Below are 15,279 nucleotides of genomic sequence, written 5' to 3'. Positions count from 1 at the left end.
TTATCATTTTGGATGCTATGATTGTCAAATTTTTAGTGTTTCCAAACCCAATCTGAGGCCTGCAGTGAGCAAGCAGCTGTTTAAATCTACCGCAATCGTTAGCAGTATGACCATGATTTCGCGGATCATGGGTTTTGTAAGAGACATGCTATTTGCCAACATTTTCGGCGTTAACGCGGCAACCGATGCGTTTTTCGTGGCCTTCAGAATTCCGAACTTTCTCCGCCGCTTATTCATGGAAGGCGCGTTCGCGCAGGCATTTGTGCCGGCACTGACCGATTATAACGAAAAAGGTAGCCGCGAGGCATTGCAACTGTTTATCGACCGCACTGCCGGCACGTTGGCAGTCTTGTTGATGCTATTCACAGTGGCGGGCGTCATTGCCGCCCCATTGCTAATCCTGCTTTTTGCGCCGGGCTTTCTGTGGGAAGGCGGCCAGTACGAACTGGCGGTGCAAATGCTCCGCATTACCTTCCCGTATTTATTCTTCGTTACTCTAGTTGCATTCGCAGGCGCAATTTTGAATGCACGCGGTAAATTCGCAATTCCGGCTCTAACCCCGGTATTTCTGAATATTTGCATGATAGGCGCTGCGGTATGGATTTCGCCGCTTATGGAGCAACCGATCATGGCGCTGGCGTGGGGCGTATTCGCAGCCGGCGTGGTGCAACTGCTGTTTCAAATCCCCGCTCTAATTCGACTAGGCTTAATGCCGCGACCACGCTGGGGTTACCAAGATCCGGCAGTGAAACGCATGCTAAAACAGATGCTCCCCGCCATTTTTGGTGTATCCGTGGTGCAAGTTAATTTACTATTTGGCACTTTGGTCGCCTCGTTTTTGACCTCCGGCAGCGTTTCCTGGCTGTATTACTCGGATCGGTTGGTGGAGTTTCCGCTCGGTATTTTGGGTGTGGCGCTTGCAACAGTCATTTTACCCAGATTGTCCGAAAATCATGCTACTGAGGATGCCATGGCCTTTTCCAAGGCGTTGGACTGGGGCCTGAAATTGGTATTATTGATAGGCTTGCCGGCCACTTTGGGTTTAACACTGTTGGCCGAACCCTTGCTATCGACGCTGTTTCAATATAACGAATTTGGCAGCGAAGATGTGCGGATGGCGGGTAAAAGCCTGATGGCTTATGCGCTAGGCTTATTGGCATTTATGCTGATCAAGATCCTGGTTCCAGGCTTCACTTCTCGCCAGGACACACAAACGCCGATGCGTTTTGGCATGTATTCCATCGTCGCGAATATCGTGTTGAGCCTATTGCTGGCATTTCCCTTCGCGCATGCCGGCATCGCCCTGGCAACGACTTTGTCGGCATACCTAAACGCGCTACTCCTGTTGCTTAGACTGCTAAAAACCCGAACATACCGTCCCAGCGAACAATGGCTGTCATACATTCTGCGGATTGTGGCAGCCAACGCAGTTATGTCAGGGTTCTTGTATTATTTTGTCGATGCCACGCTTTGGCTGGATTGGAACGCCTCGCAACGAGGATTGCATCTGGGAATGACAATCGGATTGGCAATATTGATTTATAGTTTGACGCTAGTATTGTTGGGCATCCGGCCCCGACATATCGGCTTGCAAAAATCCGTAACGACTTGAGATTCTCTGCGACGCCACCATTGTCATGTAAAATGCTCCGCAAACAGCGGTTTCCGTAACGATTCAACATAATAATCAGTAAGCTATGAAAACAAAAACAATCGGTTTTATTGGTGGCGGCAACATGGCGACCAGTCTAATCAGCGGCTTGATTGCCAGCGGTCATTCACCGCAGCAGATCTGGGTATCGGATACCGCGCCCGCCACGTTGCAGGCTCACGCCGATCAACTTCACGTGAATACTACCGCCAGTAATGAGACAGTCGTTAACGAAGTCGAAGTGGTGGTGCTGGCAGTTAAACCGCAAATACTGCGTGACGTTGCTTTGCAAATCGCCCCCTGTCTGAAGCAAAAAAATGTGCTGGTAGTATCGATTGCCGCCGGCATTTCGCAGCAAAGTCTATCCAAATGGCTAGGCAGCGAAGTCGCTATTGTGCGCTGCATGCCTAATACTCCGGCATTGGTGCAAACCGGCGCAACAGCATTGCACGCCAACGCGAATGTAGACGAGGAACAAAAAGATCTAGCTGAAAACATTCTACGCGCAGTCGGGTTGGCGTTGTGGGTAAACGACGAAAGCCAACTCGACGCCGTAACTGCGGTATCGGGCAGCGGGCCGGCTTATTTTTTTCTGCTGATGGAAGCGATGGAAAAAGCCGCCCTGGAATTGGGCCTGGACGAACGCTCAGCGAGACTGCTGATTCAGCAAACAGCACTGGGCGCCGCCAAAATTGCGCTGGAATCGTCCGAATCGCCCACCCAATTGCGCGTCAGAGTTACCTCACCGGGCGGCACCACTCAACAAGCTATAGAAACGTTTGTGCAAAACGGTTTTGTCGAACTGGTTGCCAAAGCCTTACATGCCGCCAAAGACCGTTCGATTGAAATGTCAAAACAACTGGGAGCCGACTAATGGGCAGTAATTATATGACCGACCCGATAGTGTTCCTGATAGACACATTGTTTTCCTTGTATATTTTGGCGGTGGCATTACGCTTCTTGCTGCAATGGACCCAGGCCGATTTTTACAACCCGGTATCGCAATTTCTGGTGAAAATCACCCACCCGCCATTGCGGATTTTGCGCCGTTTTATTCCTGCCATCGGCCGCATAGATAGCTCTTCCCTAGTGCTGGCGTTGTTGCTGCAAATAGTCGCCAACTTTTCGATACTGGCTATTAAAGGCTTATCGGTCAGTTTTGTGGCATTGACGCTATTGTCGTTTACCGACTTATTGAAAATGCTGATCGATATTTTCGTTTACGCCATTTTTGCCGGCGCCATCCTGAGCTGGTTCGCCCCCGGCAGTTATGGCTCCGCCTCGTCGATTTTGTACAGTTTGACCGATCCGCTGTTGAATGTGTGCCGCAAGGTTTTACCCGACCTGGGCGGCATAGACTTATCGCCGCTGGTGGCGCTGGTATTGTTGCAACTGGCAAAAATGATGATTTTACCGCCCTTGCATCAATTGGTCAGCCTACTGGGCTAAGTCTCAGCTAGCATTACCCATGCGACAAGTCACCAACAAACGCACACCGATAGTCGTTCTAGCCTTGCTGCTTGCAATGGCTGAACCGGCTTATGCCAAAAAAATGTATCGCTGGGTGGATGAAAACGGCAACGTCTATTTCTCCGATCAAGTGCCGCCCGACCAGGTAAAGCACAAACGGGAAACATTAAGCGAGAAAGCCCGCGTGCTCGATGTGCTGGAAAAAGCCAAAACCGCCGAGCAAATTGCCCAGCAAAAGCGGCTGGATGCGCTACGTAAGGAACAGGAAAAGATCATTGCCAGGCAAAATGCCAATGACAAGGTGCTGTTAAGCACGTTTCGTAGCATCGACGATATGAATAAAGCCTTGAGCAATAAAATGGCGTCCTTCGATGCCGGGCAAAAAGTGATTGAAGGCAATATCGAACGCATTCAACAGCAATTGCAGCAGCAACAGCAGCAAGCCGCCAATCTTGAGCGCGGCGGCAGCAAGATCCCACCGAAATTACTGGCGGATATTGCCGCCAGCAAACAACAGATAGAAGCTGGCAAACAAGAACTTTTGCGCCATCAACAGGACAGACAAAACAGCGAAAAAGAATTCAAAGCCGACATAGCCCGCTTTCAATTCCTCACCCAAACCAACAACACCGACGGAAAACCGGTCAATGGAGACAGCTTAGCGGCCAGTAACGCCAGCAACGAGCTAGGCCTGTTTGTTTGTCAGGACGCCGGGCAATGCGAAAAAGCCTGGAAAATCGCTGGCGAGTTTGTCGCGACTAACTCCACCACCGGTCAAGACGTGGAAAGCGAGAAGCTGATCATGCGCGCGGCTCCGCAGAAAGACGATGACTTAAGTCTGTCGGTATCGCTGCTGGAGCGAGACAAAACTTTGCAGATATTTCTGGATATCCGCTGCCGCCAATCCAGTATGGGCAACGAATTATGTTCAGGAGCAAAGGCGCAGAGCATTCGCCAGGCCTTTGCCCCTTTTATTCAATCCAGCTTAGCGGCGCAGCAATAGAGTACCAACGCCCTGATCGGTAAAAAGCTCCAGCAACACCGCGTGCTCGACCCGACCGTCGATGATATGCACACTGGTCACGCCGCCCTTTAAGGCATCAGTACCGCAGCGGGTTTTCGGAATCATTCCCCCGGAAATAGTGCCGTCAGCGATCAGATTATCAATATCGGTTAAGGTCAGACCAGTCAGCAAATTGCCCTGTCTATCCATAATGCCGGGGATATTGGTCAATAACATCAGCTTTTCAGCCTTTAGCACTTCGGCAACCTTACCTGCCACCAGATCCGCATTGATGTTGTAGGAGTGTCCGTCCTTACCCACGCCGATCGGCGCGATCACCGGAATGAAATCGCTGTTACCCAACATCTCCACCACCGCCGGATCGATACTGCTGACTTCGCCGACATGACCCAGATCGATAATTTCCGGTGCATCCTCCAAAGTCGCACCGGCCTTTGTCATATTGATTTTACGGGCGTGGATGAAATTTCCGTCCTTACCGGTCAGCCCCACGGCCTTGCCGCCCTGCATATTGATCATATTCACGATCTCTTTATTGACTAGGCCGCCCAACACCATTTCCACCACATCCATGGTTTCGCTGTCGGTAACGCGCATACCGTCGATAAACTCGGAGGTTTTACCCAAGCGTTTTAACAAGTCGCCAATTTGCGGACCGCCGCCGTGCACCACGATGGGATTAATACCCACCAGCTTCATCAAAACGATGTCACGGGCGAAACTGTGTTTCAACGCATCGTCGACCATCGCATTACCGCCGAATTTAATCACTACGGTTTTGCCTTTGAATTTTTGAATATAAGGCAAGGCTTCGATAAGTACGTGGGCAATCTGGTGCGCGTTTTTTTCTTTCATGTTCGCTAACAATTAAAAAGGAAGTTTGATGTCGGGTTTGATTTGCAGCATCAGCTGCCTGAATTGAGTTTGAATACGCTGCATCGCGTCCTGGCTATCCGCTTCGAAACGTACTGTCAATACCGGCGTAGTATTCGAGGCTCTGACCAGTCCCCAGCCGTCGGCAAATTCAACACGCATGCCGTCGATATTGATAATCTTGCCGTCTTTGAATTTGGCCTGGCTGAATAGCTGTTCCACGAAGCGCACGCCTTCGCCTTCGGCCATCGGCACATGCAGTTCCGGCGTATTGATACTGTCAGGCAGATCGGCAAATACGTCGCTACTACTGCGCATATCGCCAGACAAAATTTCGATCAAGCGCGCCGCCGCATACAAGGCATCATCGAAACCAAACCAGCGGTCGTTGAAGAAAATATGCCCGCTCATCTCGCCTGCCAGTGCTGCCGCCGTTTCCTTGAGCTTGGCTTTCATCAGGGAATGACCGCTTTTCCACATCAATGGCCGTCCGCCGCGCTTAACAATTTGATCGTGCAAATGCCGGGAGCATTTCACATCGTAAATAATTTCCGCTCCGGGCTTATTCGCCAACACATCACGGGAATAGAGCATCATTTGCCGATCCGGCCAAATGATTTTACCACCGGAATCGACCACGCCGATCCGGTCGCCATCGCCATCAAAGGCCACACCGATATCCGCCTCGTAATGCTGCACGGCCTTAATCAGATCAGCCAGATTTTCCGGCTTGCTGGGATCGGGATGATGATTAGGAAAGTTGCCATCAATCTCGCAATACAACTCGATAACTTCACAACCCATGGTTCGTAACAGGATGGGGGCCAATTGTCCGGCCGCACCATTGCCGCAATCGACAGCCACTTTCATCGGTCTGACCAAATGCACATCGTCGGAGATCATGCCGATATATTCGTTACTGAATAGGCTATTCAACTCAATGGAACCAGGAGCTCCGTCGCTAAAATCGTTGGCTTCGATGCGTTTTTTCAGTTGTTGAATCTTGTCGCCAGATAAGGTTTCGCCGTTCAAAACCAGTTTAAGGCCGTTATAGTCCGCCGGGTTGTGGCTACCGGTAATCATCACGCCACTGCGGCCTTCGCTGTGCTGGGTGACAAAATACAGCAGTGGCGTCGGTACCAGGCCTGTGTCCAACACATCGCAACCTGCTTCTGTAATGCCTTTTGCCAACGCGTCGGCTAAGCCCGGGCTGGATAATCGTCCATCCCTGCCCATGACGATAGTTTTGATATTCAACTGCCTGGCTTCGCTACCTAAAGCCCGACCGATATTTCTCACAGTTTCCGAGGTCAATCCCTTGCCGACGATACCGCGAATATCGTAAGTCCGAAAAATATCGGCAAATGACTCCCCCGCCGTCGGCGCGACAGTCGGCATCGCTACGGCTGCCGATTTCTCGGCGGGAGCCGCCGAACTAAGCGGGGCCTGATCGGCCATGCTGATCGGCGCCGTCGCCAGGCTCACCGGCACACTGGCATATTGTTCGGCTGTTTTGGGTGAGTCTTCGATAAAATCGATGTCGAACGACTCGTCAAAAAAGTCATATTCACCCAATTCGTCAGGTGCTTTACTCGGGCTTTTTTCTTGTTCCAAGATACGTTTGAACTGGGACAAGGTAGAAATGATCGGCCGCATCTCATCCAGTTGCACAGGATAGTGGCCAACCTGCTTGCCGGTCATCATGTCCTTGGCAGCCTTTAAAATACTACTTTGATCGTGGTGCAGATAGTCGGCCAATTTACGATAACCAATAAAAAACGCCAGACAACCCAACAAGGCCGGGATCAGGATAATGCAGGAAAATAAAATGATGTCGCCTGCACTGGTGCCGCCACCAATCGAGAGCTCCAACGACCACCGGCTGTTAGTCAACGGCATCACTTGCGGCTCGTCGTCCCTCAACTCCGCCATACCGACACTGGCCAATACGGCCTGCTCTTGCTTGATCTCCACATAGCCATTACTGACGGTAGTCTTGGTAATCAACTGTTGCAACAAATCAGGTTTTAAACTGACCAAAATCACGCCGATTGCCTGCTGATTTTGGCTGACAGCCGCTGTCATCGCCAAATGCCGATGCTCGCCCTCACCTTGCACGAACGGCTTTTGCTTGGCGGTCAGCGTGGCGCGCACCATTTCCAAGTCGGCAAAGCCCATATTCGGCACTTGGGTAAGATCCGGTTCGCTGACCGTGGCCGGCAGCAAACGCACTCGCATCGCTTGCGGAATCGTGTTCTGCAGCCTGATAGCGACGTTATCCAGCGCCGCTTGATTGTGACTATCGCTGGCAAGTAGCGCCACCACATCCGGCGCCTGCGCCAGACCATCGATAACCCGCTGTAGCGTCTCGATCTGGCTGACGATGCTGACTGTCATACCGCTGGCAATGGCTGTGGTACTGGTTTGTTGGGTTTCTCTAACCTGGGCCGCCGAAAACCAATAGGCGCCGCCGCCGGCCAATAACACCATCAGCGCCGCAATGCCGGCAACTATGCTAAATATGCGTCCCATCTGTCGCGGCTCCGCTTAGTGCCGGCCGCTGTGCCCAAAACCGCCGCTGCCGCGATGGCTTTCGTCGAACTCGGCCACACACTCGAACTCGGCCTGCACCACCGGCACAAACACCATTTGCGCGACACGCTCGCCTATCTCGACGGTAAACGGGCTGTTGCCGCGATTCCAGCAGGAGATAAAAATCTGTCCCTGATAATCCGAGTCGATCAAGCCCACCAAATTACCCAGCACAATGCCATGCTTATGCCCCAGTCCAGAGCGCGGCAGCAATACCGCCGCCAAATGCGGATCGTCGATATGAATGGCCAGGCCGGTGGGTATCAAAGCCGTTTCGCCGGGTTGCAAGGTCAAAGCCTGATCCAGGCAAGCGCGCAAATCCAGTCCCGCAGAGCCATGGGTAGCGTAGGCGGGCAAAGCAATCTCCTGGCCCAGGCGCGGATCAAGAATTTTTAACTGGATTTTTTTCATGCAATTTCTCGGCTATCAGTTTAAGCAGCTGTGCGGCTAAGGTATGTTTATCGGTCATCGGCAGGATTTGTTGACCACCCGGCCAAAATACTTGCAAGGCATTGCGATCACTCTCGAAACCGCCTTCAGCCTGCCCTACCCAATTCGCGGCGATCAGGTCCAGATTTTTGCTTTGCAGCTTGTGTTTGGCGTAATTTTCCAGATCGTCAGTTTCCGCGGCAAATCCCACTACCAAGGGCTTTGGTTGCAAATCAGCCACTGCGGCGATGATATCCGGATTTTTTACCAAGGCTATATTGCTGGTGTCGCCAGCCTTTTTTATCTTGCCGTCAGCCAGCTGTTGCGGACGGTAATCCGCTACCGCCGCAGCGCCAATGTAAATATCCGTCAGCCGGCAATGCTCGATCACCGCATCATACATTTGCAGAGCTGTTTCCACCGGAATAAGTTTGGCTCCGGCCGGCGCTGCTAAGTTCACCGGACCACTGACCAATGTCACGTTGGCGCCGGCTGACAGGGCTGCGCCCGCCAAGGCATACCCCATTTTGCCGGAGCTTCGGTTAGTGATGTAACGCACCGGATCAAGCGGCTCAAGCGTCGGTCCGGCACTAATGACTATATTAAAGCCTGACAGAAAGCCGGGCGGCTCAGGCCCCAGCACTTGCCGACAAATATCGGCCGGCTCCAGCATCCGCCCCAAGCCTTGCTCGCCACAAGCCTGCTCACCAGCCGCAGGGCCAATAAAATGCACGCCGTGGCTTTGCAATCTGGCAATATTTTCTTGCGTTACCAACTTAGCCCACATCGCCTGATTCATCGCCGGCGCAACGAATACCGGGCATTCGGCCGCAAGGTATAAGGTAGATAACAAATCGTCCGCCAAACCATGCGTCATTTTCGCCAACATATCGGCGGTCGCCGGCGCAATCAGCAACAGGTCCGCCCAGCGCGCCAAATGGATGTGACTCATGGCCTGTTCCTGCTCGACATCCAGCAAATCGCTATGCACGGCATGGCCGCTCAAGGCCTGAAACGTCAGCGGCGTGACAAACTGGCGGCCGGCGGCGGTCATCACCACGCGAACTTCATGGCCTTGCTTACGCAACAAGCGCACCAGTTCCGCCGCTTTATATGCCGCGATACCACCGCAAACCCCCAACAAAATTCGCTTGTTAATGTTCATGCCCCAAAAAGATCAGTTCTTGGAATTATGGCAAACTCGACCTTTGATGTATAGGAACAGCTTATTTTGCAATCAGTCCATGCCGCCGAGGCTTAAACCGTGGATTTTACAGTTGCCTCACTTAAAACCGGCCTCCCGTTTTGAACCTTTTAGCCGCCACACGGAATACACCGCGAAATAAGTTGCGCCGTTGAAAGAGGCAAATAGCACGACCTAATAGGATTCGCGCGGCTTATTCAACAAAACCCTGATGACTTATAGAGACAGATTTTAAAAGGCAAAACCATGAAAATTACGCGTATTCCCCTGATCGCCCTTAGTTTGAGCGGAGCGCTTGTGATACCTGCCGCACAAGCTTCCAATATATCCTTAAACAGTAACACCTGGACGGCAAGCGGCGCAGCAGGGCTGATTTACGGGGACAACACGGTCAATAATTCACCGACGGGAAACGCTCAGTTCGGTTACGTGTCGACATCTGGCGGTGTCTATGATGTTTCGCCTTTGGTTCTGAGAGATGAAGGACGCGGCACCAAGAACCAAACCAATGGCTCGAAAATTCAATCGAATGCTTTCAATGCCAATGCAAATGACACTGTGACTTTACAATTCAATTACATTTCAACCGATGGTCGCGGTTACGACGACTATGCCTGGGCACGCTTGGTCAATGCGGATACTAACAATACAGCCGCCTGGTTGTTTACAGCGCGCAGCACCAATTCCGCTAACGGGAATGTCGTACCGGGTAATGTGTTGAACCGTCAGGTAGATAACAACTTACCGGATGAACTCGATGCCGTATTGAATGACGGTAACACCATTGGCTTTGCTGTAGCTGGCACAAATTGGACCCCATTGGGTGGCTCAAGCGGCGTTTGCTGGGATAACGCCAACACCTGTGGCCCGACCGGCTGGATTAAGTCTGCTTACTCGTTCACCGCAACGGGATCGTATTTTCTTGAGTTTGGGGTAATCAATTGGGGCGACGAAGCGTTTGACACTGCACTCGCTTTTGATTTTGGCGGACTACAGCAAGTGAATTTCAGCGGTGTCACAATAGTACCGCCACCAGCGGCTGTACCTCTGCCTGGCGGCTTCCTGCTGATGTCTTTGGGCATGGGCTTAGTAAGCGCAATCTCTCGCATAAATAAATTTGCCGGCGAATCCTAAAAAATCGGCGGCCAGTCATCTTGAATTCGAATTTTATTTGGATTTGGGTTGACCCTCTGTTTGAATTCCGTGACAGACAAATTGGATACTGACTGAGGCGGATTTGAACAACAGATAGAGTCCTATAGCAAGAAATCAGGGGATGAGTTTGTCTGCTCTCTGCCAATCGAAAACAAGGGACCCAACCAGGCCCCGCGCCGGCAGACCAGCCACAATCACATCAAAAACAACAGTTTAAATCGCCGTAAACTCAACCCTGTGATATATTCGCGCCACGCTCACCTGCCCATATGGGCAATATAGCCTCAGCAAAACAGAGGGTATAGTGCGGACAACCTTGAAGCAGTTCCGGTAAAGCTAACACCCTCAGCGGCTCCGGGACTATTTCAAGGTTTGCCAACATCCTGCGGGATGCAATTAAGCGCAATTGCACGGAAACTCGACCATATGGGCGATCAAGCACTTGCAATGTATACGGTAGCTGGAAGCTTGGAGGATTGACGCTTCAATCCTTTTCCGGCCGGGTTTAGAAGAGCCTAGTCTCAGCAATACAGAACGAGAATTTTATGAACTTGAAACGCCAATCGCTACTTGCCCTGTGCTTAGGTTTCGCCGCCCAAATCGGCAACGCCCAGGATGCTGCACCAGTTAATCTGGAACAAATCCGCAAGACCGCTGCCGATTTCGAACACGGCCGCACAGTCAAACAAGATTACCATCAAGCATTTGATATGTACTGCAAGGCCGCACTGCAAGGCGATGCCGAATCAGCTTACAGCATCGGATTTATGTACTTCAACGGCCGCGGCCTAACCCGTAGCATTCCGCTAGCCAGTCATTGGTTTAAATTGGCCGCAGAGCATGGCGACACGCATGCGCAACAAATGCTGATCCGTTTTGGCGATGTCACCCCCAGTGAAGACCCAGCATGCCAACCGCAGGCACCGGAACCCGAAGTTAAACTGGTTGCCGAACCCAATCCTAAGCGCGAACTGGTCGAAGCCTGGGTTAAAGAGATTGCGCCGATTTACAGTATCGATCCACAACTGATCATGGCGGTAATTCAAGCCGAATCGGCTTTCAACCCCAGCGCACTGTCCGGCAAAAATGCCCAAGGCCTGATGCAGCTGATACCGGCAACCGCCGAACGCTTCGGGGTAAAAGACAGTTGGAATCCGATTCAAAATATAAAAGGCGGCACCGCCTATCTGCATTGGCTGCTAAGGCATTTCGAAGGCAAAGTCGATTTAGTACTGGCGGCCTATAATGCCGGCGAAGGTGCGGTAGAGCGCTATCAAGGCATCCCCCCGTATCAAGAGACCCGCAATTATGTGAAGCAAATTCTGGCGGCGTATCAAAAACCGACCCATCCGGTACCGCCGCAGGAACTGCAAAAAAACCTTGTTATTGAACAGAAAACCTAAGTTATAACCAATACTCCTGATCTACCCAAGCTTAGAAACACGGTATTTCGTAATATTGACGAAATACCGTCCGCACTTAGCCCCAACACCTCGCATTATCCAGCTCCTCTTCCATCTTTTCATTCCTCCTAAACTCCTTAAACAACAGGCAGTTACTTAGCAATACTTTCAAGATCACAAGTCCTGGCATAAGAATTGATCTTATTAAGCCAACAAACCTCGGTTAACGAGCTTTCCGGCCACTCAATTCATACAGGTTATTGTCATGAAAGTTGATAATTCGATTTTATTCATCGCGGCGTTGACTGCCATCAATTCAGCAACTGCCCTAATGGAGGTGCTGTGATGAATAGCCGAATCAGACACCAGCCCCAGAAGCAAAGCCTTATTTCATCGGTTGTCGCCCAACGCTGGCTCAGCCAAACTCCAGAATGCGAAAGCAACAGCGAATGCTGTCAGTTAGAGCAATCCCGTGCGGAGATTGCCGGATTGGAGCGCGCCTTGGCGATTAGTCAACAGCAGTTGGCCGATGCCCGCCGACAAATCGAATCGCTTGCCGCGACACGCAAAACCTTGGAAAAGCAACTGCTGGAAAGTGACGAGAACTACAGACAAGCCTTGCATTGCGCACATCACGACGAGTTAACCGGCCTCCCCAATCGAGTTTTACTGCTTGATAGACTGCAACAGGCCATGGCCCAAGCGGATCGTCAGCAACGGCCGGTCGCGCTATTGTTTATCGATCTGGACGAATTCAAAAACATCAACGACGAACTCGGCCACGCGGCCGGCGACCAATTACTCAAAGAAGTGGCGGGACGCTTGTCAGCTTGTCTTCGCTGTGGCGACACCGCTTGCCGTTATGGCGGAGACGAATTTTTGGTGTTGTTGGGCGAAGTCGATGCTGATCGTAGCGTAGCGGCAGTGATAGAAAAAATTCAGTCGCAATTGGCAGAAGCTTGCAGCATTAATGGCAAACCGGTTGCTATCAGCGCCAGCATAGGCGCGGCCATCTATCATCACGACGGCCAAAGTAGCATCGATTTACTAAACCGAGCCGATAGCGCGATGTACCGCGCGAAAAAACTGAAACTCTCGCAAGAAATTGAATAACCTTGGAAAATAGGATTAGCGACGGCTGCTATGCGACGTTTTGTAGCGGCCGACGCTAGCCAGAATTTCCTGCCGCGCATCTTCAATACCGCCCCACCCCTCCACGCAGACCCATTTGCCTTCCTCCAGGTCTTTGTAGTGTTGAAAAAAGTGGGTGATCTTGGCCAACTTGTCCGGTTGCAAATCTTTGTAATCGGTGACGTGATTGTAAAACGGCGTCAAGCGCGGCACGGGTACCGCCAACAGCTTAGGATCAGGGCCGGCTTCGTCTATCATTTTCAACACCCCTACCGGCCGACAATTGATCACGCAACCACTTAGTAAAGGTGCCGGCGTGATGATCATCACGTCCACCGGATCGCCGTCTTCGGACAAAGTTTGCGGGATGTACCCATAATTGCAGGGATATTGCATGGCGGTGCCCATGAAGCGGTCCACTGTTAGAGCGCCGGTATGTTTATCCACCTCGTATTTGACCGGATCGCTGAAGGCGGGAATCTCGACCACCACATTTATTTCAAACGGAATATTGCCACCAGCAGCAACTTGCATGAATGACATCGAATCCTCTTTGAGTACGCTGGAAACGCTGTCATTATAGCCGCCGTTATTAAGCTATCGGGATTAAATCAAGTGTTAGGCAGTCTGCAAAAAATGACCAGCGCGTTGGCCGAGCCAGTGCAATACCGCTTGCCGGTCGGCGCACAAGCAATCGAATTGAACCCGCTGCTGGGCAAACAACTGTCGCTACGCTACACCGGCCAGATTTTTTGCGTCCATTGCGCGAAAAAAACCAATAAAAGCTTCAATCAAGGCTACTGCTACCCCTGTTTCATCAAGCTGGCGCAATGCGATATGTGCATCATGAAACCGGAAACCTGCCACTACGCTGCCGGTACTTGCCGCGAACCCAGTTGGGGCGAGGAGTTTTGCTTTCAACCGCATATTGTTTATCTGGCGAACTCTTCCGGAATTAAGGTCGGCATCACCCGCCAATCGCAAACCCCAACCCGCTGGATCGATCAAGGCGCGGTGCAAGCCTTACCCATTTTTAAGGTCGTTTCCCGCCATCTGTCGGGATTGATCGAAGTCACCTTGGCGCAACATGTCAGCGATAAAACCAGCTGGCAACAAATGTTGAAAAACAACACCGTGCCCTTGGATCTGGCTGTAATCCGCGATCAATTGCTGAAAGAATGCGCGGATCAGTTGCAAGGCATCGCCGCGCAATTTCCCGACAGCCCGCCGCAATTGCTCAGCGATGCCGAATCCCTGACGCTGGACTATCCGGTGCTGCAATACCCCAGCAAGGTAAAATCGTTTAATTTCGACAAAGAACCACTGGTGTCCGGCATCTTGGAAGGCATCAAAGGCCAGTATTTGATCTTCGACAACGGCGTGATCAATATCCGCAAATACTCGGGGTACGAAGTGGAAGTGGGGGTATAACTTTGATAAAGTGGGCTCGTTTTGGGCTTGCAATAATTTGTGGTAATCGGCACCTGAAATGTGTTCCGCCAACATAAGGCCGGATAACCCGATTTGAAGTTTTCGGCTATAGCGTTTTAATCAATACACAACTTTACCTACAGGGAAAAAACATCATGAGGAAGTTATCAATTTTTGTATTTCTTATTTCTTTATTTAGTTTTAGTAGTATTTGTTCAGGAAGCACTTTTTCTTATTCTTTTTTCAAAAACGCCCCATCGATCTACGCGACAGACCATGATATAGAAAACTTAAATACACCATTTGCTGCAGTAACAATAACTGACGTATCTAGTAACTCTATTAACATAGATATCTCTCTGTCGAACCCAAATGGAATGTTTGAACAGTTGTATTTTGAGTTTTTGCCTGAAATTGCTTATATAAAAAGACAAGATTTTTCAGACCCAACAGAAGCTAATTTTTTCTTATCTAGAGTAAGTTATTTCGCTTCTGAAAATCCCTCATCATCTTGGTATTCTAGCATTACGCCATATTCTGGTGTTGCGTATAACATCAATCCTTGGAGTGCAAGCAACATTATTTTTGGAATGCAATATTCCTACGCACAATCCGTGCTTCCGTCGTTTATGCAAATAGCTTTGCGGAACTTGCCCGATACTGTATCGGCTGTTGATTTAATTCCAACTTACTTAACAGCAAAGGATGTGACCTGGGGAAGACTGGGAAATGGCCAGGGTCTTTTATTAGCATCGCCTGTTCCAATTCCATCAGCACTGTTTTTGTTTGTTTCCGGCATAGCCGGTTTTCTGGCACTAAGAAAAAATTACCGGTAAGTCAATTAAGCCATTTTTATCCGCTCTTTGCAGAACATGGAAGAAACGAACTCGCACCGATTAGTGATCGCCCATATCCG

14 protein-coding genes are annotated in these 15,279 nt (G+C 50.8%); 9 read left to right on the top strand and 5 right to left on the bottom strand.

Going from position 1 to position 15,279, the window contains the following annotated elements; all coding sequences use genetic code 11:
* The first annotated feature begins 64 nt into the window (after window positions 1-64).
* The 4 genes from murJ to METH11B_RS0118450 all read left to right on the top strand — a co-directional run bounded on the left by murJ (window position 65) and on the right by METH11B_RS0118450 (window position 4,124).
* Window positions 65-1,612, top strand: coding sequence for a murein biosynthesis integral membrane protein MurJ (gene murJ / locus METH11B_RS0118465; RefSeq protein WP_026603296.1), 1,548 nt, complete (start codon window positions 65-67; stop codon window positions 1,610-1,612).
* 85 nt (window positions 1,613-1,697) lie between these two features.
* A complete protein-coding gene (gene proC / locus METH11B_RS0118460) occupies window positions 1,698-2,525 on the top strand; it encodes a pyrroline-5-carboxylate reductase (RefSeq protein ID WP_026603295.1) in 828 nt (275 codons plus the stop codon).
* A complete protein-coding gene (locus tag METH11B_RS0118455; protein ID WP_026603294.1) occupies window positions 2,525-3,100 on the top strand; it encodes a YggT family protein in 576 nt (191 codons plus the stop codon). The genes proC and METH11B_RS0118455 overlap by 1 nt, the downstream gene beginning before the upstream one ends.
* Before the next feature lie 19 nt (window positions 3,101-3,119).
* Window positions 3,120-4,124 (top strand): DUF4124 domain-containing protein, encoded by a 1,005-nt coding sequence (locus METH11B_RS0118450; RefSeq protein WP_026603293.1) that lies wholly within the window; start codon window positions 3,120-3,122, stop codon window positions 4,122-4,124.
* On the opposite strand, the gene argB is transcribed toward METH11B_RS0118450, so the two are convergent.
* The 4 genes from argB to coaBC are packed head-to-tail and all read right to left on the bottom strand — an operon-like array spanning window position 4,107 to window position 9,204.
* Complete coding sequence (gene argB / locus METH11B_RS0118445) at window positions 4,107-5,000, bottom strand: acetylglutamate kinase (RefSeq protein ID WP_026603292.1); 894 nt, start codon at window positions 4,998-5,000, stop codon at window positions 4,107-4,109. The genes METH11B_RS0118450 and argB overlap by 18 nt on opposite strands.
* A 12-nt stretch (window positions 5,001-5,012) precedes the next feature.
* Window positions 5,013-7,550 (bottom strand): phosphomannomutase/phosphoglucomutase, encoded by a 2,538-nt coding sequence (locus tag METH11B_RS29810; protein ID WP_026603291.1) that lies wholly within the window; start codon window positions 7,548-7,550, stop codon window positions 5,013-5,015.
* A 15-nt stretch (window positions 7,551-7,565) separates the two neighbouring features.
* Complete coding sequence (gene dut / locus METH11B_RS0118435) at window positions 7,566-8,021, bottom strand: dUTP diphosphatase (RefSeq protein ID WP_026603290.1); 456 nt, start codon at window positions 8,019-8,021, stop codon at window positions 7,566-7,568.
* Window positions 7,993-9,204: a bifunctional phosphopantothenoylcysteine decarboxylase/phosphopantothenate--cysteine ligase CoaBC gene (gene coaBC, locus METH11B_RS0118430; protein WP_026603289.1), complete on the bottom strand. Its 1,212-nt coding sequence runs from the start codon at window positions 9,202-9,204 to the stop codon at window positions 7,993-7,995. Before coaBC ends, dut begins: the two co-directional genes overlap by 29 nt.
* 285 nt (window positions 9,205-9,489) lie before the next feature.
* Here coaBC and METH11B_RS0118425 point away from each other — a divergent pair, with 285 nt between their 5' ends.
* The 3 genes from METH11B_RS0118425 (at window position 9,490) to METH11B_RS26975 (ending at window position 12,914) form a co-directional block, all read left to right on the top strand.
* Window positions 9,490-10,377, top strand: coding sequence for an NF038132 family protein (locus METH11B_RS0118425; protein ID WP_026603288.1), 888 nt, complete (start codon window positions 9,490-9,492; stop codon window positions 10,375-10,377).
* A gap of 566 nt (window positions 10,378-10,943) precedes the next feature.
* Window positions 10,944-11,801 (top strand): transglycosylase SLT domain-containing protein, encoded by an 858-nt coding sequence (locus METH11B_RS0118420; protein WP_026603287.1) that lies wholly within the window; start codon window positions 10,944-10,946, stop codon window positions 11,799-11,801.
* Between the two features lie 345 nt (window positions 11,802-12,146).
* On the top strand, window positions 12,147-12,914 hold the full coding sequence (locus METH11B_RS26975; RefSeq protein WP_026603286.1) for a GGDEF domain-containing protein: 768 nt from the start codon (window positions 12,147-12,149) through the stop codon (window positions 12,912-12,914).
* A 15-nt stretch (window positions 12,915-12,929) separates the two neighbouring features.
* Here the strand turns inward: METH11B_RS26975 and ppa are convergent, their stop codons facing one another.
* A complete protein-coding gene (gene ppa, locus METH11B_RS0118405; protein ID WP_026603285.1) occupies window positions 12,930-13,475 on the bottom strand; it encodes an inorganic diphosphatase in 546 nt (181 codons plus the stop codon).
* Between the two features lie 93 nt (window positions 13,476-13,568).
* Between ppa and METH11B_RS0118400 the strand changes: the two genes are divergently transcribed.
* On the top strand, window positions 13,569-14,363 hold the full coding sequence (locus tag METH11B_RS0118400) for a DUF2797 domain-containing protein (RefSeq protein ID WP_051427071.1): 795 nt from the start codon (window positions 13,569-13,571) through the stop codon (window positions 14,361-14,363).
* A gap of 155 nt (window positions 14,364-14,518) precedes the next feature.
* Window positions 14,519-15,199, top strand: coding sequence for a hypothetical protein (locus METH11B_RS29225; protein WP_155931141.1), 681 nt, complete (start codon window positions 14,519-14,521; stop codon window positions 15,197-15,199).
* The last annotated feature ends 80 nt before the right edge of the window (window positions 15,200-15,279 follow it).

The sequence above is a fragment of the Methylomonas sp. 11b genome (assembly GCF_000515215.1).
Lineage (GTDB): Bacteria > Pseudomonadota > Gammaproteobacteria > Methylococcales > Methylomonadaceae > Methylomonas.
This window is presented reverse-complemented; position numbering and strand designations above follow the sequence as displayed.